At 69.5% G+C, this 17,821-nt stretch carries 17 protein-coding genes; 10 read left to right on the top strand and 7 right to left on the bottom strand.

Annotated elements, in window-relative coordinates; genetic code table 11:
* Positions 1-147 precede the first annotated feature (147 nt).
* Positions 148-1,314 carry a hypothetical protein gene (locus BAY61_RS15905; RefSeq protein WP_091804569.1) on the top strand — a complete coding sequence of 389 codons (1,167 nt, stop codon included), beginning with the start codon at positions 148-150 and terminating at the stop codon, positions 1,312-1,314.
* Positions 1,315-1,317: 3 nt separating this feature from the next.
* Here BAY61_RS15905 and BAY61_RS15900 read toward each other — a convergent pair whose 3' ends face one another.
* Positions 1,318-1,734: an OsmC family protein gene (locus BAY61_RS15900; protein ID WP_091804566.1), complete on the bottom strand. Its 417-nt coding sequence runs from the start codon at positions 1,732-1,734 to the stop codon at positions 1,318-1,320.
* A gap of 9 nt (positions 1,735-1,743) precedes the next feature.
* Positions 1,744-2,331 carry a TetR/AcrR family transcriptional regulator gene (locus BAY61_RS15895; RefSeq protein ID WP_091804563.1) on the bottom strand — a complete coding sequence of 196 codons (588 nt, stop codon included), beginning with the start codon at positions 2,329-2,331 and terminating at the stop codon, positions 1,744-1,746.
* A gap of 86 nt (positions 2,332-2,417) precedes the next feature.
* On the opposite strand from BAY61_RS15895, the gene BAY61_RS15890 reads away from it, so the two are divergent.
* The 5 genes from BAY61_RS15890 to BAY61_RS15870 all read left to right on the top strand — a co-directional run bounded on the left by BAY61_RS15890 (position 2,418) and on the right by BAY61_RS15870 (position 7,108).
* Positions 2,418-3,311, top strand: coding sequence for an alpha/beta fold hydrolase (locus BAY61_RS15890; protein WP_091804560.1), 894 nt, complete (start codon positions 2,418-2,420; stop codon positions 3,309-3,311).
* Positions 3,308-3,979, top strand: a complete 672-nt coding sequence (locus BAY61_RS15885) for a VC0807 family protein (protein ID WP_091804557.1) — start codon at positions 3,308-3,310, stop codon at positions 3,977-3,979. Before BAY61_RS15890 ends, BAY61_RS15885 begins: the two co-directional genes overlap by 4 nt.
* Positions 3,980-4,009: 30 nt before the next feature.
* On the top strand, positions 4,010-5,008 hold the full coding sequence (locus BAY61_RS15880) for a GlxA family transcriptional regulator (RefSeq protein WP_091804555.1): 999 nt from the start codon (positions 4,010-4,012) through the stop codon (positions 5,006-5,008).
* Between the two features lie 18 nt (positions 5,009-5,026).
* Positions 5,027-5,671 (top strand): DJ-1/PfpI family protein, encoded by a 645-nt coding sequence (locus BAY61_RS15875; RefSeq protein ID WP_091804552.1) that lies wholly within the window; start codon positions 5,027-5,029, stop codon positions 5,669-5,671.
* A gap of 165 nt (positions 5,672-5,836) precedes the next feature.
* On the top strand, positions 5,837-7,108 hold the full coding sequence (locus tag BAY61_RS15870) for an SNIPE associated domain-containing protein (RefSeq protein ID WP_091804550.1): 1,272 nt from the start codon (positions 5,837-5,839) through the stop codon (positions 7,106-7,108).
* Between the two features lie 13 nt (positions 7,109-7,121).
* Here the strand turns inward: BAY61_RS15870 and BAY61_RS15865 are convergent, their stop codons facing one another.
* Complete coding sequence (locus tag BAY61_RS15865; RefSeq protein WP_091804547.1) at positions 7,122-8,729, bottom strand: MDR family MFS transporter; 1,608 nt, start codon at positions 8,727-8,729, stop codon at positions 7,122-7,124.
* A gap of 164 nt (positions 8,730-8,893) precedes the next feature.
* Here BAY61_RS15865 and BAY61_RS15860 point away from each other — a divergent pair, with 164 nt between their 5' ends.
* Positions 8,894-9,775, top strand: a complete 882-nt coding sequence (locus BAY61_RS15860; RefSeq protein WP_091804544.1) for an arylamine N-acetyltransferase family protein — start codon at positions 8,894-8,896, stop codon at positions 9,773-9,775.
* Here BAY61_RS15860 and BAY61_RS33570 read toward each other — a convergent pair.
* Positions 9,757-11,031 (bottom strand): tetratricopeptide repeat protein, encoded by a 1,275-nt coding sequence (locus BAY61_RS33570; protein WP_245866220.1) that lies wholly within the window; start codon positions 11,029-11,031, stop codon positions 9,757-9,759. The genes BAY61_RS15860 and BAY61_RS33570 overlap by 19 nt on opposite strands.
* Positions 11,032-11,162: 131 nt before the next feature.
* On the bottom strand, positions 11,163-13,103 hold the full coding sequence (locus tag BAY61_RS33565) for an AfsR/SARP family transcriptional regulator (RefSeq protein ID WP_245866140.1): 1,941 nt from the start codon (positions 13,101-13,103) through the stop codon (positions 11,163-11,165).
* Positions 13,104-13,112: 9 nt separating this feature from the next.
* Here BAY61_RS33565 and BAY61_RS15850 point away from each other — a divergent pair, with 9 nt between their 5' ends.
* Together BAY61_RS15850 and BAY61_RS15845 are read left to right on the top strand one after the other, a co-directional pair.
* Positions 13,113-14,003 (top strand): NAD(P)-dependent oxidoreductase, encoded by an 891-nt coding sequence (locus BAY61_RS15850; RefSeq protein ID WP_091804541.1) that lies wholly within the window; start codon positions 13,113-13,115, stop codon positions 14,001-14,003.
* Entirely contained in the window at positions 14,000-14,866 is an 867-nt protein-coding gene (locus BAY61_RS15845; RefSeq protein ID WP_091804538.1) for an NAD(P)-dependent oxidoreductase, read from the top strand. Before BAY61_RS15850 ends, BAY61_RS15845 begins: the two co-directional genes overlap by 4 nt.
* A gap of 53 nt (positions 14,867-14,919) precedes the next feature.
* Here BAY61_RS15845 and BAY61_RS15840 read toward each other — a convergent pair whose 3' ends face one another.
* Both BAY61_RS15840 and BAY61_RS15835 read right to left on the bottom strand, forming a co-directional pair.
* A complete protein-coding gene (locus BAY61_RS15840) occupies positions 14,920-16,323 on the bottom strand; it encodes a vWA domain-containing protein (RefSeq protein ID WP_091804535.1) in 1,404 nt (467 codons plus the stop codon).
* Entirely contained in the window at positions 16,320-17,207 is an 888-nt protein-coding gene (locus BAY61_RS15835) for an AAA family ATPase (protein WP_091804532.1), read from the bottom strand. The genes BAY61_RS15840 and BAY61_RS15835 overlap by 4 nt, the downstream gene beginning before the upstream one ends.
* Before the next feature lie 182 nt (positions 17,208-17,389).
* Here BAY61_RS15835 and BAY61_RS15830 point away from each other — a divergent pair, with 182 nt between their 5' ends.
* Positions 17,390-17,818: a VOC family protein gene (locus BAY61_RS15830; protein WP_091804529.1), complete on the top strand. Its 429-nt coding sequence runs from the start codon at positions 17,390-17,392 to the stop codon at positions 17,816-17,818.
* Positions 17,819-17,821 lie beyond the last annotated feature (3 nt).

The following is a 17,821-nucleotide window of genomic DNA, read 5'->3' as shown; positions in this document are numbered from 1 at the left end:
CATAAGGGGCATTATCACGGTGCCTATCCTTGGATCAGTTTCGCAGTTGGGCGTGTCGTTGAACTAGTTTCGCGCACGCGTGCGCGAAACTGGAACGGTGCAAAACGCGCTGGTGAAGGGGAAAATCCAGGTGACGACGGTGACGACATGACGGACGGCGCGCCCGGTGATCCGGAGGACGCGGGGCTGGACGAGTCCGCCACCGCCGAGGGCAATGAGGGCAGTCCCGAAGACACTGTCGGCACTGCCGAGGGCTTCGACGGCTCCGGGAGCTTCGGCGAGGAGGGCCGATGCGCGCTGGAGGGGTGTGACAACCCGCTGCCGCCACCCGCGACCGATGGTCAAGGCCGGCGCAAAGGGGGGCGCCCCTCGTCCTACTGCTGCAAGGGACATGCCGACGCGGCGTCCCGGCAGCGCAGGGCCGCGCAGACGGCCGCGGTGCTCGATCCGTTGGTGGAGTTGCGGAAAGGGGCCGAGGCGTTCGGGGTGACGGCGCGGCCGGTGCTCAGCGCCGTCGAAGATCTGCTGTCCCGGCTCTCCTCGGCCGATGAGGGGGCACTGTCCCAGGTGCGGGAGGCTCACGAACAGGCCGCGACCGCGAGAGCCGAGGCCGACGCGGCCACGCGCAGGGCCGAGGCCGCCGAACGCGCCCGCGACAAGGCGCTCGCCGCGGCCCGTGAGGACCGCGCGGCGCGGGCCGCCGCGGACAAAGCCGCCGAACGCGCCGCCACCGAAGCCGACCGGGTCCAGCGGGAAGCATGGACCACCGTCGCCCAGCACGAACGTGTGCGGGGAACGGCGGAAGCGGCGGCGAGGGCGAGCGAACAGACGATGCAGGAGCTCGCCGCGAAACTCAGGACAGCCGAGTCGCGGCTGACCGAAGCCGGGACGGCCCGCGCCCGGCTCGCCGAAGAATTCGCCGTGGCCAGGACGGAACTGAGCGAGCTGGGTACCGCCCACACCCTCAGCCAGGAACGACTCAAAGCCGCGACGGCCGGACTGGCGGCCACCGAGACGGGACTCGCACATGCACGGCGTGAGCGGGACGAGGCACGGGACGAGCTGGCCGCCGTCAGGGACGAGCTGACGGGGCTGCGGGATTCACTGGCCGAGCAGCGGGCCGCGCGCGCACTGGCCGAGCAGCGCGGGACGGCGGCCGAGAACGCGCTCGCCGACACGCGCAGCCAGCTCGACCAGGCCCGCGAGCAGGCCGGTGCCGCGCACGCCAGGGTCGACCTGTTGTTGGCACGCCAGCAACAGGTCTCCGAGGAGGCGGCCACCGCTGGTGGCGCTGCGGCCGAGTCAGGCGAGTGAGCGCTATTCGATGACGGTGCGGACCGGGGTGCCGAGTTCGACGGTGCGACTGACGGTGCACAGCTTGTCGTGGGAGAGGGCGACGGTGCGGGGCAGCATCGCCCGCGCGGCGTCTCCCGCCGCGCCCTCGGGGAAACGCACGGCGAAGGTGACGGTGAGGTCTTCCATGCGGTTGCCGGTGTCGCGGTCGGAGATCTTGTCGCCCTGGACGGTGATGGTGAACGAGTCGGGTTCGGTGCGCCTGGTGGTGGCGACATCGGTGTCGACGGCTGTGCAGCCGCCGATGGCGGCGAGCAGTAGTTCGACGGGGCTGAACTCGTCGTCGCCGCCGAGGGGAATCGTCGCCCCGCGTTCGTTGTGGGCGACGTAGCGGCCCGCGGAGACACGTTCGATGCGGACCGATCGCTGAGATTGGGTCATGCGGCGAACCTACCGACCGGTGTGTCCGGTGACCGCGAGGCGGGCGAGGTGGCCTTCCAGCAGGGCGATGACCTCCTCGCTGTCGCGGTGACCGAGCAGCAGCGTGTCACCGAGCCCGGCGACCAGGGCCAGCAGCAAATCGGCCTCGTGGCGCGGGGACAGGTCGCTCGCGAGCGTACCCTCCTGTTGCTCGCCGGCGATCGTGGTGGCCAGCAGCTCGTGGAGCTGGGTGTATCCGGCGCGGAAGCGGGCGGCGATGGTGTCGTCCTTGAGCGCGCGGGACAGGAACGCGTTGGCCACCAGCGCTTCGGCGCGCGCGTCGTCGTCGAGTGGGAGCAGTGCGACGACGACGTCGCGCAGTCTGGGCGGTTTTCCTCCGGGGAGCTGGTCGTGGACGCGTTCGCGCAGGGTCGTGGTGGCGTAGCGCAGCATGTCGTCCTTGGAGGGGAAGTAGTGCTGCACCAGTCCCTTCGAGATTCCGGCCTCCGCCGCGACCTGGCCGAGACTGACCGCTTCGAGCCCTCGGTCGGCGGCGATCCGGCGAACGGCCTCGGCGATGGCTTGTCGTCGTTGGTCGTGGTCGACGAGACGGGGCACCCTGACTCCTTGGCGATACGATCGGATTGCGATCATGACTTTCGCATGTTTACGATACGATCGTATCGCCAACGGGGAGAGATGTGATGGCAGTAGGACAATTCGTGTCCCAGGCGGCTCGTGCCGACTACGACACGATTTACGACAGGGGGTTCGCGGTCCTGCCCGAGCCCTCGGAACGAAGGGACGTCCCGACGGCCTTCGGCACGGCACGGGTGTATCGCTTTGGCGAAGGGCAAGCGACCCCGATGGTTCTGCTGCCAGGGCGGGCGGGCACCGCCGTGATGTGGGAACCCAATCTCGCCGCGTTCGCCGCGCGCGGCCCGGTGTACGCCGTGGACCTGATCGGTGAACCAGGACGCAGCGAGCAAACCGCGCCGATCACGAACGCGGCCGACCAAGCGGCGTGGCTCACCACCGTCCTGGATGAACTCGGGCATCCCGGCGTGCACCTCGCCGGGTACTCCTTCGGTGGCTGGCTCGCGGCCAATCTCGCGATCCGGGCACCTGAGCGAGTCGCGTCGCTGACGCTCATCGACCCGGTGCAGACCTTCGCGCGGTTTCCCATGCAACTTCTGCTGCGCACGGCACTGACGCTCGTGCCGGGAATCCGCGAGCGGGCGCGGGCCTCGTTCCTTCGCTGGATCGGCGGTACCGACACCGTGGCGGCCGACGACCCGGTGGCGAGCGTGATCAACGCGGGGATGCGGAGTTACCGGATCGCCCTGCCCACGCCCACGTTGTTCACCGCCGCGCAGTGGGGCGGCGTCACGATGCCGGTGCTCGCGCTCATCGCGGGCCGCAGCGTCATCCACGACGGCGCCAAGGCCGCCGAGCGGGCACGGGTGGCGCTTCCCCGAGCGCGTGTGGAGCTGTGGCCCTCGGCCAGCCACTCGATCGCGGGGGAGTACCCGGACGCGGTCAACGACACGGTGCTGGGGTTCCTCGGCGAGATCGAACGAGAAGAGGCGGCGGGATGAGCGACACGACCGAGGACGACAACGCGCGGGGCGGCTCCTCGCTAGCCAAACTGCTGATCGACGCGGGACTCCCGCTGGCCGCCTACTACGGACTTCGCCTCGCCGGGCAGGACGAGCAGATCGCGTTGCTCGCCGGTGCGGTGCTGGCCGCCCTGCGCTTGACCTGGGTCGCGGTGCGGCGCCGCTCGTTCGACGTGGTCTCCGGGCTGATGGCCGCGGTACTCGCCGTGGGGCTGGTGTTGTCACTGGTGTCCGGTGACGCGCGGTTCGTGCTGCTGAAGGAGTCCTTCGGCACGGCGGTGGCCGCGCTGGTGCTGCTGGCCAGTTGCGCGAGCCGCACACCGGTGGTGCTCGTCGCGGTCAGGGCCGGATCGAGCAAGGCCAAACGCGAGGAAATCGACCGGTTGTGCGAGCAGGTGCCCGCGTTCCGCGCCGCGTTCACACGCATGTCGGCGGTGTGGGGGATCGCGTTGCTGGCCGAGGCGATTCTGAGGGTTCCGCTGGTGTACCTGGTGGCACCCGACATCATGGCCGCGCTGAGCCTGGTGCTGCTGCTGGCCGTGATCGGCGCCCTGTCGGCGTGGACCATGTGGTACGCGGGCCGGGTTCAGGCCCGCCACGAACCCGCCCCGCCGGTGGCAGAAAAGGTGGGAGATTCGACGTTGTAGCCATCGCCGGAGTCGGCCAGCATCGAGTGCATGCCGACCAACACCGTGCTCATCGTCCTGTTCGACGGGGTGCAGAGTCTCGACGTGACCGGGCCGCTGGAGGTCTTCGTCGGCGCCAACCAGTGGCTGGCCGCCCGGGGCGAAGAACCCGCCTACGACGTGGCCACCGCCGTGCTCGGCGGTGGCCACGTCCGCACCTCCAGCGGGCTGACCGTCGTCGCCGACGCCGACCTCCGCGACCGAGCGCAAGCCGATCTGCTGCTCGTTCCCGGTGGAGAGGGCACGCGGCGGCCGGAGGGCCCCGACACGGAACTGGTGGCTTGGTTGCGGGAGGCGGGCCCGCGCTCCGGCCGGGTGGTGTCGGTGTGCACGGGCGCGTTCCTGCTCGCCGAGGCCGGTCTGCTGTCGGGCAGGCGGGTCACCACCCACTGGGCCCACTGTGCCGCGCTCGCCGGACGGTATCCCGATGTCGAGGTGGTTCCCGACCCGATTTTCGTCAGGGACGGTGAGCTGACCACGTCGGCGGGCGTCACCGCGGGGATCGATCTCGCGCTGGCGCTCGTCGAGGAGGACCTCGGCCGAACCGCCGCGCTGACCATCGCGAGGCATCTCGTGGTTTTCCTGCGCAGGCCGGGTAATCAAGCCCAGTTCAGCGCGCAACTGGCCACCCAGACCGCGCGGCGCGATCCGCTTCGCGAGGTGCAGCGCTGGATCTCCGAGCATCCTGGCGCCGATCTGTCCGTTCCGGTGCTGGCCGCCAGGGCGAGTCTGTCGCCGAGGCAGTTTGCCCGCGCGTTCACCGAGCAGGTCGGCATGCCACCCGGCCGCTACGTCGACAGGGTCCGGCTCGAAGCCGCCCGCCGCAGGCTGGAGGACGAGGGCAGCGGCGTCGAGGAGACGGCGAGGTCTTGCGGCTTCGGCACGGCGGAGGCCATGCGGCGGGCGTTTCTGAAAGTGCTCGGTGTCGGCCCTTCGGAGTACCGGCGCCGTTTTCATGCCAGCCAGATTTCCGTGAAGTCCCACCCCTGATCGAGGAGAAGAACCCGCATGCGGATCGCGATTCTGTTGTTCGACCGGCTGACCGCGCTGGACGCCGTCGGCCCCTACGAAGTGCTCAGCCGGCTTCCCGGCGCGGAGACGGTGTTCGTCGGTGAGCGGAAAGGCATGGTGCGCAACGAGGTCGGCAGTCTCGGGCTCGCCGTCGACGCCACGTTCGAGGAGCTACCCAGTCCCGACATCGTGGTCGTGCCGGGTGGTCCGGGCCAGGTGGCGCACATGGAGGACGGTCCGGTGCACGCGTGGTTGCGGGAGGCCGACCGGACCAGCACCGCCACGACGTCGGTGTGCACGGGTTCGCTGATCCTCGCGGCGGCCGGGTTGCTCAAGGGGCGCAGGGCGACCTCGCATTGGCTCGCGCTGGACCAGTTCGCCGAGTGGGGCGTGACGCCGACCGGCGAGCGGGTCGTCACCGATGGCAAGTACATCACCGCGGCCGGGGTGTCTTCCGGCATCGACATGGCCTTGACGCTGGCGGGGCGGCTCGGGGGAGACGCGCTCGGGCAGGCGATCCAGCTGGGTATCGAGTACGACCCCGTCCCTCCCTACGACGCGGGCTCGCCGGACAAGGCGCCGGCCGAGGTGGTCGACGCGCTGCGCGCCAGGAGCCGGTTCATCCTGCTCGGCGAGGACTGAGCGCGAGATCGGCACTCGGCACACCGCGTAACGGCCCGCCGTGTCACTGCGCGGTGTGACGATGTGCTTACGACAAGTACACCCGGACGGAGGTGGGGCCGTTCGCTGTCTCTGTGTCATCGTGCGACTTCGGTGCGTTGTCGGTGAGGCAGGGAGCAGCTGGTCGTGGGCGTATTCGGTGGGCGGCGCAAGCATCGGGACGAGATCATCGCGTTGCAGGAACAGAACGCGAACCTCCAGGCCGAACTGCACCGGGTCGGCGCTCTGGATCTGCTACAGCGGCAACAGGAACTGGCCAACCTGACCAAGCAGATCAGCCAGCAGCGAGCGCGGTTCGAACGTGATCGCGACGAGTTCAACACGCAGTACGCGATCCAGCGGCACCAGCTGGCGAAGTTGTCAGCCGAGGTGGTGCAGACCAGTGACGCGGCCGTCATGCAGGACGCGGGGGTGTACTTCTACCGGCACGTCCTCGCCGACGCGGAGGGCTACAAGCAGCGGCTCGCGGCGATCCGGCAGCAGATGCAGACGATGATCAAACGCAAGACGGCCGTGCGTGGCTCGGAAAGCTTCCACTACAACAACTCCCTTGCCCACGGTCGGCGATTCGTGGCTGATCTGTCCAAGCTGATGCTGCGTGCCTACAACGCCGAGGCCGACGTGTGCGTGCGGGTACTCAAGGCGGGCAATCTCGATTCGGCGGTGAGCCGCCTTGAGACCTCGGTACGGGTCACCGCGAAGCTGGGGGCGATGGCCGCGATCCGCATCAACCCCGAGTATCACGCGCTGCGGGTGCTGGAGCTGGAACTGACGGCCGACTATCTCGCCAAGAAGCAGCAGGAGCGGGAAGCCGAGCGTGAGCGCAAGGCCCAGTTGCGGGAGGAACGCCTCGCGATGAAGGAGTACCTGCGGGAGCAGGAACGCCTGCGCAAGGAACAACAGCACTACCGCAACGCGATCGCGGCGCTACGCGGCGGGGCCGATCCTGCCGAACTGGCCGAGCTGGAGGCGAAGCTGGCCGACATCGGTGAGGCGCTGGAGGGGGTGCGGGAACGGGCCGCGAACATCAGGGCCGGCTACGTGTATGTGATCAGCAACGTCGGGGCCTTCGGCGACAACGTGGTCAAGATCGGCATGACGCGGAGGCTGGACCCGATGGACCGGGTCAGGGAACTGGGCGACGCGTCGGTGCCGTTCCGCTTCGACGTGCACGCGTTGTTCTTCGCCCAGGACGCGGTCGGGATCGAGAACGAACTGCACCGCAGGCTCGGCGACCGCAGAGTCAACAAGGTCAATCTCCGCCGCGAGTTCTTTCGCGCGTCACCGGCCGAGGTGAAGGCGTTGTTGCACGAGCTGGCGGGGAGTCTGCTCGACTACACCGACGCCGCGGAGGCTCCCGAGTACCGGCAGAGCAGCCCGAGCATGCGCGTGGCCTGACCCAGCATGTCGCTCAGCCGCGGTAGTCGCCGCCGACCGTCGCGTGGAGCGCGCGAGGTGTGCGGGCCGGTTCGGCCCGAGGGGGAGCGGTGTCCGCCACGGGCACTACGGGTTTCTCGGGTTTTTCGATGTCCAGGGTGTCGCGCAGCGGGGTTTCCTTGATGAACACGACGGCCAGCACGGTGACGATCGCGACGCAGGCCGCGATGAGGAACAACGTTCCCGTCGCGTCGCCGTAGGCGGCGCGCACGACCTGCCTGACCGGTTCGGGCAGTGCCGCGAGGTCGAGCGTGCCGCCACCGCCGTTGAGCGCACCGGCAGTGGGGATTCCCCGTGCGGCGAGGTCACGGGTGATGTGGCCGGACACCTGGGTGGCCAGTACCGCACCCAGCGCGGAGACACCGGCCGAACCGCCGAGGGTGCGGAAGAAGGTCACCACGGCGGTGGCGGAGCCGATGTCGCGCATGCCGACGGTGTTCTGCGCGACCAGCACGAGGTTTTGCATGAGCGAGCCGACGCCGATGCCCATCATCGCGAGGAAGACACCCATCCACACCAGGTTGGTGGAGTGGTCGATGGTGCTGAGCAACCCGAGCGCGATCAGCAGCATCACGGAACCGAACAGCAGAAACGGTTTCGTCCTTCCGATGCGGGACACGATCTGCCCGCTGACGGTCGAGGAGACGAACAGTCCCAGCACCATGGGCAGGGTCATCAGCCCGGCGTGCGTCGGCGAGTAGCCGCGCGCGATCTGGTAATACTGCGCGAGGAACACGGCGCCGCCGAACATCGCGGTGCCCACGGCCAGCGTGCCCAGCACGGTGAGGCTGAACGCCCTGTTGCGGAACAATCCCAGTGGCACCACCGGTTCGGCGACGCGGGTCTCCACGAACATCGCCAGTGCCAGCGACAGCACGGCGCCGCCGACGAACAGCAGTGTCTCGGCCGAGAGCCAGGCGAAGCTCTTGCCCGCCAGCGAGATCCAGATGAGCAGCAGTGCCACGCCGCCGACGAGCAGGGTCGCCCCCAGCCAGTCGATCTTCACGGGCCGTTTGATCACCGGCAGGTGCAATGTTCTGCCAAGGACGACGAACGCGATCACGGCGATGGGCACGCACACCCAGAAACACCAGCGCCAGCCCAGTGGTGAGTCGACGATCACACCGCCAAGCAGCGGGCCCGACACCGTGGCTACGGCGAAGGTCGCGCCGATGTAGCCGGAGTACTTACCGCGTTCCCTCGGCGAGATCATCGCCGCCATCACCGCTTGGATGAGGGCCTGGAGCCCGCCCATGCCGATGCCCTGCACCGCCCGGTAGCCGATGAGTTCCGGCATCGACTGCGCGATACCACCCAGCGCGGAACCGGCGGTGAAGATCACGATGGCGATCTGGTACAGCAGCTTCTTGCTGAACAGGTCCGAGAGTTTGCCCCAGATCGGGGTGGTCGCGGTGGAGGTCAGCAGCATCGCGGTGACGACCCAGGTGTATTGGCTCTGGGTGCCGTCGAGGTCGGCGAGGATGGTCGGCAGCGCGTTGGAGACGATCGTGGAGGACAGGATCGCGACCAGAAGCGCGAGCAGGAGACCGGTGAAGGCCTTGAGGATCTGCCGGTGGGTCATCGGCTGAACGCCGCCGGTGGTTTCGGGCGCGGACGTAGTGGGCTCCTTTTCGTGCGGAGGGGCAACCATCAACATACGTAAAACAGTTGTGTGCTGCAACTACATAATATGAGGTCGCCGGGTGTCCTTGACTTCCAGTGCGGTAGAGGTGTGACGGTAGGGACATGACGACAGTGACACCGCGCACCGGTACCGCAGCGGAGAACGCCAGGGGAGAAGAGCAAGACCGGGAACGCGACGAAGACCTGTGGGGGACAAGGGACTTCGACCTCGCCGGTTACCTCGGCAGAGTCGGGCAACCGCACGCGCCACCGTCACTGGAGGCGTTGCGGGCACTGCACGAAGCCCATATTCGGGCGATCCCGTTCGAGAATCTCGACGGCCTTCGCGACGTCCGCCCCCTGCTCGACCTCGACTCGCTGACCCGCAAACTCGTCCACGACAACAGGGGCGGCTACTGCTACGAACAGAACGGATTGTTCGCCGCGGCGCTGGAAACGCTCGGCTACCCCGTGACCCGGATCGTGGCCCGGGTGCAGCCACAGCGCAACGGACCCCGCACGCACATGAATCTCATCGTGCGCCTCGAAGGGCAGGACTACCTCGCCGACGTCGGATTCGGCGCGAGCATGTTCCAGCCCATGCCCCTGCGTGAGGGCGTCGTCGTCGACCAAGCGGGCTGGCCGCACCGGCTTCGCCGCGAGGAAGGGCTCTGGGTGCTCGACAAGCGCTCCGGCGAGACGTGGGAGACGCAGTACTCCTTCGACACCAGCCCGCAGGCACCCGTCGACTACGAGGTTTTCAACCACTACACGGCGACCCACCCTCGCTCACCGTTCACGGGACGGATCGTGGTGATGCGGCTCTCGCACGGGGTGAGCCGTAAGCTCATCGGCGACGAGCTGATCATCGAACGCCCCGACGGCAGCACGGAAAAGACGCCGGTCCCGCCCGAACGACTCGCCCCGACACTGCGCGAACTGGGCCTCGACCTGACCGGCGAGCTGCTGGAGCAGGTGCGGCAGCGTTACGCCGGGGTTTCCTGAGCCGCGCTCTCGGTGTTCTCGCCGCCGAGACGGTGCTCGGCGGCGAAGGCGGCCACGCCGATCGCGGCCGTGATCACGGCGGTGACGCGCTCCACGTCGCCCCGCTCCGCCGGGGGCAGGGGAGCACCCACCGCCGTTCGCTCGCGATCAGCCGCGCCGAGTAACCGCGCCGCCTTCTCGTACTCGCCGGTCAGGGCGTGCGCGCCGGCCAGCCCCTCCAGCGCCAGCGCGCACGCCCTTGGATCGCCGACTTTCCTCGCCAGCGCGAGACTTTCGCCGTGCAGCGCCCTCGCGGCGGTCGCGTCCCCTCGCTGCTCGGCGACGAACCCCAGTTCAGCGAGAATGAGCGTGTTGCCTGATTCGAGATCGACCAGCCGGTGCCATTCCCGCAGTGCCAGCAGGTGCTCGTAGGCGGTGTCCAGGTCGCCTTCCTTGCGGGCACCCAGCGCCAGCCCCGTCCGCGCGTACATCTCACCCGGCCGGAAACCGTGCTCGACCGCGACCCGCCTCGCCTGCTCATGCAGGTCCCGCGCCCCGGCGAGGTCACCGGTGAGCAGCTCGACCCTGCCAAGCCAGGACAACTGGTAGGACACCTCCGGCCACAGGCCCAGTCGTCGCGCGATATCCAGGCTGCGCTCGTGGTGGCCGCGTGCCTCCTCGTAGTCGCCGGTGATCCCGGCCAGCGCGCCCAGCGGGAACGATGCCTGCACCTGCCCCCAGCCGTCGCCGAGTTCGGCGAACACGGCCGCGCTCTCCCGCGCGGCCTCGCGCGCCGCGTCGAGTTGCCCGCTCGCCAGGGTGTAGGTGGTCAGGTCACACAGCGCCGCGGCGGCACCCCACCGGTCACCACTGGCGCGGAAAAGTTCCAGCGCCTCACGGGAAAGGCGTTCGCCGCGTTCCGGGTCGCCGACCGTGGCCAGTACGTAACCCAGGAACCACAGAGCCCTGCCGCGCGCGGCCGGAGTCCCAATGGCCCTGGCCGCCTCGGCGGCCTCATCGGTTCCGGGGCCAAAGGGACGGCTGTGCTCTCCGGACAGCAGATCGAATCCGGCCAGCCACGCCAGCACCGTCGCGCGGGCGTCGGCGTGGCTGGCCGCGCCCTCCAGGGCCAGCGTCGAGCGCAGCCTGCGCCGTGCTTCGCCGAGCCGTCCGCGCAGCAGCCAGTACCAGGCGAGATCACCGGCCAGCTCCAGCGCTTGCCCGGTGTGCCCCGAAGCCTGCGAAGCCTGCGAAGCCTGCGAAGCCAGTGTGTCCATCGCCGTGCGCAGATTGCCCTCGTCGCGCGACAACCGGCTCAGCCACCGTTCCTGCCGTGAGCCGCGCAGCCCGGTGACCGACTCGGCGGCCACCGCCGCGTAGTGCAGCGCGTGCGCTGCCCGCGCGGCGTTCAGTTCACCACTGGCGTCGAGCTGGGCGAGGCAGTACTCGGCGATCGACTCCAGCAAGCGGTATCGCGGCCCGTCCCCGGTGTGCTCGCTGACCACCAGCGACCGGTCGACGAGGCGGGCCAGCACCCCGCCACGTCGGCCGGGCCGATGCCACCCGCCGCGCAGACCGCTTCGGCCGCCGCGATGTCACAGCCCTCGGCGTGCACGGCGAGTCTGCTGAGCACCGTGCGCTCGACCTCGTCCAGCAGCTCCCAGCTCCAGTCGATCAACGCCCGCAGCGTGCGCTGACGGGCAGGCGCGTCCCTGTGCCCGGAATCCAGCAGCCGGAACCGGTCGTCCAGCCTGGTCAGCACCTCGCCGATGCCGAGGGCCCGCAGTTTCGTCGCCGCCAGTTCGAGCGCGAGCGGGAGCCCGTCCAGCCTGCGGCAGATCGCGGCGACCGCGGCGGCGTTGGCCGGTTCGAGCGCGAATCCCGGCACGGCCTCCGCCGCGCGCGCCGCGAAGAGCCGGACGGCGCTGAACTCGCGGATCGCGGCAACCGTTGACTCGGTGGCTTCGCCTTCGGCGTGGACACCGGAAGGGATGCCCAGCGGAGGGACCGGCCAGACGAGCTCACCGGCGATACCCAGCGGCTGCCTGCTGGTGGCCAGCACCCGCAGTGACGGTGCCGCGCGCACCAGCGCCGCCGTCACCACGGCCACCGATTCGACAACCAGCTCGCAGTTGTCCAGTACGAGCAGCAGGTCCCTGCCGCGCACCGCCTCGGCCAGCCGCCCGGCTCGCTCAGCGACCCCCGGCGAGGCAGGCAGATCCCGCACCCCGAGCACGCTCGCGACGGCGTCGAGCACCCATTCGCCTTGATTGGCGCCCGATTCCCCGGCACAGCTGTGCCGGTCGATCCCGGCCAACTCCACCAGCCACACGCCACCGGAAGCCTCCGGCGCGGTGTCGACGACGGCGGCGGCTGCCGTGGCCAGCCGCGTTTTGCCGACTCCGCCCGGCCCGGTCAGTGTCACCAGCCGGTGCGTGGTCAGCAGCCCGGTGACGGTCCGCACCGCGTCGTCCCTGCCGACGAGTTCGGTGAGCGGGACCGGCAGCGGTGGCCTTCGCTCCGAAGACGGCCGGAGCACGGGATCCTGGCGCAGCATCGCGGCGTGCACCTCGCGCAGTTCCGGTCCTGGTTCGAGGCCGAGCTCGCCGACCAGCAGCGCGCGGAAGTCCCGGTAGCCACGCAGCGCCTCGGCCTGGCGTCCCGCCTGGTACAGGGCCCGCAGGTGCAGCGCCCGGACGCGTTCCCGCAGCGGATGCTCCTCGACCAGCGTGCCAAGTTCGTCGACGACCGCCGCGCCTTCGCCCAGTTCCAGCCTCGCCTCCGCCAGGTCTTCCCTCGCGCCGAGCTTCTCCTCGCCGAGCTGCGCGGCGAAGGGGATCGCGAACGGCTCACCGGCGAAATCCGCCAGCGGCTCGCCCCGCCACAGCGCGAGCGCCTCGGACAGCACCCTCGCTCTCCCCGCGGCGTCGGTACCCGGCTTGGCTTTGCGCACCAGCGCGCGGAACCGGGCCACGTCCAACGCGTCGGCAGGCACCGTCAGCGCGTAACCGGAGGGGCCGTGCACCAGCGCCGCGCCCGCCAGTGTCCTGCGCAGCTGGGAAACCTTGGTCTGCAAGGTGTTCACCGGGTTGCCCGGCAGGTCCTGGCCCCACAGGTCGTCGGCGAGCCGTCCCGCGCTCACCGCGTTTCCCTCGGCCAGCAGCAGACTCGCCAGCAGCGCCCTGATCTTTCCCTCGGGAACCCGTACCGGCACGCCGTCGTCGTTCCACACGGCCAAGGGCCCGAGCAACCCGAATCTCACGGTTCCGACACTAATGCCGCCCTCGCGCGCGGTTCCGTCGGCGGCGCGTGCGCGAGCAAGCAGGGTTTCGTGCGCGCGCTCGGTCATGGTCGGGACATGACCAACACACACCCCACCCCGGTCAGTGTCCTGGGACTGGGCGGCATGGGCACGGAGCTGGCGCGGGCGCTCATCGCCAAGGGCCACCCGGTGACCGTGTGGAACCGCACCTCCGCCAGGACCGACCAGCTCGTCGAACTCGGTGCGGCGAGAGCGTCGGATCCGGCCGAGGCGATCAGCGCGAGCCCGGTCGTCATCGCCTGCCTGCTCGATCACCAATCCGTCCGCGACACCTTCGACGACCACACCGAGCACTTGCGCGGAAAAACGCTCGTCAATCTGACCACCACGGTGCCGGGGCAGGCGCGGGAGCTGGCGGCATGGGCCGCCTGCCACGCGTTCGACGTTCTCGACGGCGGCATCATGGCCGTCCCGCCGATGATCGGTGGACCTGACGCCTTCCTGCTCTACAGCGGGCCGAGGGAGGCGTTCGACCGGGTCGAACCCGTCCTCGCCGCGTTCGGTGAAGCCCGCTATCTCGACGCCGACCCCGGCAGGGCCGCGCTCTACGACATCGCGCTGCTCACCGGCATGTACGGCGCGGTTGCCGGGATCATCCAGGCGCTGGCGCTCGTGCGTGCCGAAGGGCAGCCCTCCGCAGAGGTGGCGCCGCTGCTGTCGAGGTGGCTGCGCGGAGTGGCCGCCGCCGTGGGTGTCTACGCGGAGCAGATCGACTCCCGCGACTACGCCAAGGGCACCGTGGCCAATCTGGCGATGCAGACCACCGGCTTCGGGCATCTGCTCGACTTCGCGGAAAGCCAAGGGGTCAGCGCCGAATTGCTCGCCCCGCTTGCCGAGCTCATGCGGCGCAGGGTCGCCGAAGGACACGGCCACGAAGAAGTCACCGGAATCGTCGAATTCCTCCTTTCGAAAGGATCAACCTCATGAACAGCACCCCGGTCACCGTCATCGGCCTCGGCCCGATGGGCGCGGCGATGGCGCGCGTCCTACTGGCAGGCGGCCACCACGTCACCGTGTGGAACCGCACCCGGAGCAAAGCCGACGACCTGGTCGCCGAGGGCGCCGTCCTCGCGGCGACCCCGGCCGAGGCGATCGCCGCGAGCCCGCTCGTGGTGCTGAGCCTCACCGATTACCGCGCCATGTACGACATCCTGACGCCCGCCGCCGGATCGCTGCGCGAGAAGGTGGTGGTCAATCTCAGCTCGGACAGCCCCCAAGCCAGCAGGGAGGCGACGGAGTGGTTCACCGGGCACGGCGCGCAGCACGTCGTAGGCGGGGTCATGGTGCCTCCGCTGCTGGTGGGCACCGACGCCTCGTACGTGTTCTACAGCGGGCCGAAAGCGGTGTTCGACCGGTACGAACCGATGCTGCGGCCGATCGGCAGGCCCGAGTACCGAGGTGAGGACCCGGCGCTGGCGCAGCTTTTCTACCAGGCCCAGCTGGGGATCTTCTTGACCACGATGGCCGCCCACGCGCATTCGAGCGCGATCCTCGCCGCCGCGGGAGTCGCCCCGACCGACTACGCGCCGTTCGCGGTGGAGGTCGTCGACCTGGTGCGGGCCATCGTCCCGGACACCGCGCGTCACTTCGAAGCCGGGGAACATCCCGGGGGGCTTTCCTCGGCGGCGATGATGCGGGAGTCCGCCGCGCACGTCGTCGCGGCAGGCAGGGAAGCGGGCCTTGACAACGCGGTGCCCGAGGCCGTGCTGGCCTACTACGACAAGGCGATCGCGGCCGGGTACAACACCAGTGATGGTTCCGTCCTCTACGAGGTGATCAAGAAGGCGTGACGAGCGGCCGTGTCCCGCGACGCTCGTCACGGGACACGGCGCGGTCCGCCCGATCAGCCCGGAAGCAGCTCACTGACCACATAGGACAGTTGCCTGACGTTACGGCACTCGAACATCGGCACCACCTTCGCGTACCGGAGGGCGGCCGAATCACCGGTGCCCCACAACGACTCGCGTTCGGGATTGAGCCAGAACACGTGCTTCGCCCTCGCCGCGATCCGGCGCAGCGCGGCCACGTTCTCGTCTCCACCGTTCGTGCGGCCGTCACCGAGGATCAGCACGCTGGTCCTCGGGCCCACGGCGTCGGCCCACCCGTCTGCGAAGGTGCCGAGCGAATTGCCGTAGTCGCTGCTCATACCCCACACGGTCACCTTCGCCTCGGCCAGGATCCTCGCGGCCAGCCGTTCGGGATCGCCACCCCCACCGGCGAGAATGTGCGTGATCTCGTCGGTCCTCCCGATGAACGCGAAGCTGCGGATCTTGCTGAACTGGTCACTCAGCGCCCGCGTCAGCAACAGGGTGAACTGCGCGAACCCCGCGACCGAACCCGACATGTCGCACAACAGCAACAGATCCGGCCTCCCCGGTGCGCGATCCCGCATCGCGGGCCGCATCGGCACCCCGCCGGTGGCCAGCGACCGCCGCAACGTGCGCCGCACGTCGATCTCACCGCGCCGCGCCTTCCTGCGCCGCGCCGCGAGCCTCGTCGCCAGCTTCCGGGACAACGGCTGAATCGTGCGCCGCAACTGCGCCAGCTGCTCCCGCGTCGCGCTCGTGAAACTCACCAGCTCGTCCTGGGGAGCCACCGCGTACCGCGCGATCCGCTCCCTACCCCGAAGTTCCGCCGTCCGCCGCCTGGCCTCGGCGTTGACGTACTCGGTGAACGCCCCGATGCGTGCCCTCGCCTCGCGCTCGCTCAACACGGCTCCGAGCGGGTCACCGTCAGTACCGTCCTCACCGGCCGCACCCATGGCGGCGAGCACCTTGTGCAGCAGCGCGTCCGGCCGGATCTCACCCAGCGCCTGATAGGCCGACCAGCCGCTCATCGCCTGCCCCGCGCCCTCACCGGAACCGCCTGCGCCCAAGGCGCCATACGCTCCGAGCGTCTCCACCCCGGCCGCGGCCAAAGCCCTCAACCGCCCCTCGTCACCGAGCGCCAGCGCGGAGACCAGCGCTTCGCGCAACTCCGGCACGCTCAAGGCAGAATCAGCGCCCTCGGCCGAACCCACCGCCGCCGGGAAGTACAGATCGAACACCGCGTCGAACACCGGCCGCTGACCAGGTCCGCGCAGCATCGTGGCCGCCAGCGCTTCCCGGAGCCGGTCCCGCTCGGCGAACCCCAGCACCTCGACGGCCGCCGCCGCGTCCACGGTTTCCCCGGTACCCACACCGATCCCGCGCTCCCGCAACGCGCGGGCGAACTCCACCAACCGCGCCTGCACGGCCGCCGCGCTCATGGCGAAGCCGCGTCCAGTACCGAGGGCAACCGCAGCTCGGACACCGCCTTGCGGTGATCGGCCTGGTATTTCAGGATCACGCCCAGCGTTGCCCGCACGGTCTCCTCGTCGAGACTGTCGGCACCCAGCGCCAGCAACGTGCGCGCCCAGTCGATCGACTCGGCGATCGAGGGTGCCTTGCGCAGGTCGAGGTCCCTGAGCGCGCCGACGACCCGCACCAGCGACTCGGTCAGCGTGGAATCGAGGCCGGGTACCTGCAACGCCACGATGTCCCTTTCCAGTTCGGCGGAAGGGAAGTCGAGGTAAAGGAACAGGCAACGGCGTTTGAGTGCTTCGGACAGTTCTCTCGTCGCGTTCGACGTCAGCACCACGAACGGCCGCCGCGCGGCCGTGATCGTGCCCAGTTCGGGAACCGTGACCTGGAAGTCGCCCAGCACCTCAAGCAGCAGCCCTTCCATCTCGACATCGGCCTTGTCGGTCTCGTCGATCAGCAGCACGGTGGGGTCGGGATTGCGGATGGCCGTGAGCAGCGGCCTCGGCAGCAGGAACTCCTCTCCGAACACGTCGTCGCGCGTGTCCTGCCACGACTCGCCCTTCGCCGCCGTGATGCGCAGCAACTGCTTGGCGTGATTCCACTCGTACAGCGCGCGTGACTCGTCGATGCCCTCGTAGCACTGCAATCGCACCAGCCCGCTGCCCGTCGCCGTCGCCAGCGCCCTGGCCAGCTCGGTCTTTCCCACCCCCGCGGGGCCTTCGACCAGCAACGGTTTTCCCAGCCGGTCAGCGAGGAAAACGGTGGTGGCCACCGCGGTCGAGGCAAGGTAGCCGGCCTCGGCCAGCCGCCGCGCGACATCGTCGACCGAGGTGAACAACGGATCCGCCACTGGGCCTCCCCAACATCGGTGAGCGTGCGCTTATTGTCGGCCGCGGCGCCCCCGTCCGGGACACCGGGTGGCCCAGCTCACCCCGCGACGCACACAACCCGAAGAAAAGTACGCACAGGATGAGCACTTTCGGACGGCATCCTGATTCCGCTTCCACACACCGGATCAGGAAAGGACTCCACATGTGTCGCGGACTCTCCACCATCAGCCTCTTCGCCGACGATCTGCCCGCCGCCGCGCGGTGGTACACCGACCTGCTCGGCACGCGGCCCTATTTCGTGCGCCCCCTGGAAGGCCCGCCCGCCTACGTCGAGTTCCGCATCGGCGACTACCAGCACGAACTCGGCCTCATCGACCGCCGGTTCGCCCCGCACGCGGCGACCGCCGAACCAGGGGGAGTGGTCACCTTCTGGCACGTCGACGACGTCGAGGTAACCTGGACACGGCTGCTGGCGCTCGGCGCGAGCCCGCACGAGGAACCGGTCACCCGCGAAGCCGGGTTCGTCACCGCCTCGGTGGCCGACCCCTTCGGCAACATCCTCGGCATCATGTACAGCCCGCACTACCTCGACATGCTGGGATGCGGGGGACCGGCACCTGCGAAACCCTGAGCT

It is taken from the genome of Prauserella marina (assembly GCF_002240355.1).
Classification (GTDB): domain Bacteria; phylum Actinomycetota; class Actinomycetes; order Mycobacteriales; family Pseudonocardiaceae; genus Prauserella_A; species Prauserella_A marina.
Note: the sequence above shows the minus strand (reverse complement) of the source record. Positions and strands in the feature narration are given on the sequence as shown.

Bases quoted from the DNA above. Each gene is read 5' to 3' on its own strand.
- BAY61_RS15850 (WP_091804541.1), top strand. From the start codon at position 13,113: ATGACCAACACACACCCCACCCCGGTCAGTGTCCTGGGACTGGGCGGC.
- BAY61_RS15845 (WP_091804538.1), top strand. From the start codon at position 14,000: ATGAACAGCACCCCGGTCACCGTCATCGGCCTCGGCCCGATGGGCGCG.
- BAY61_RS33570 (WP_245866220.1), bottom strand. From the start codon at position 11,031: ATGGACACACTGGCTTCGCAGGCTTCGCAGGCTTCGCAGGCTTCGGGG.
- BAY61_RS15885 (WP_091804557.1), top strand. From the start codon at position 3,308: ATGAGCGACACGACCGAGGACGACAACGCGCGGGGCGGCTCCTCGCTA.
- BAY61_RS15860 (WP_091804544.1), top strand. From the start codon at position 8,894: ATGACGACAGTGACACCGCGCACCGGTACCGCAGCGGAGAACGCCAGG.
- BAY61_RS15880 (WP_091804555.1), top strand. From the start codon at position 4,010: ATGCCGACCAACACCGTGCTCATCGTCCTGTTCGACGGGGTGCAGAGT.
- BAY61_RS15900 (WP_091804566.1), bottom strand. From the start codon at position 1,734: ATGACCCAATCTCAGCGATCGGTCCGCATCGAACGTGTCTCCGCGGGC.
- BAY61_RS15865 (WP_091804547.1), bottom strand. From the start codon at position 8,729: ATGACCCACCGGCAGATCCTCAAGGCCTTCACCGGTCTCCTGCTCGCG.
- BAY61_RS15830 (WP_091804529.1), top strand. From the start codon at position 17,390: ATGTGTCGCGGACTCTCCACCATCAGCCTCTTCGCCGACGATCTGCCC.
- BAY61_RS33565 (WP_245866140.1), bottom strand. From the start codon at position 13,103: ATGACCGAGCGCGCGCACGAAACCCTGCTTGCTCGCGCACGCGCCGCC.
- BAY61_RS15840 (WP_091804535.1), bottom strand. From the start codon at position 16,323: ATGAGCGCGGCGGCCGTGCAGGCGCGGTTGGTGGAGTTCGCCCGCGCG.
- BAY61_RS15875 (WP_091804552.1), top strand. From the start codon at position 5,027: ATGCGGATCGCGATTCTGTTGTTCGACCGGCTGACCGCGCTGGACGCC.
- BAY61_RS15905 (WP_091804569.1), top strand. From the start codon at position 148: ATGACGGACGGCGCGCCCGGTGATCCGGAGGACGCGGGGCTGGACGAG.
- BAY61_RS15890 (WP_091804560.1), top strand. From the start codon at position 2,418: ATGGCAGTAGGACAATTCGTGTCCCAGGCGGCTCGTGCCGACTACGAC.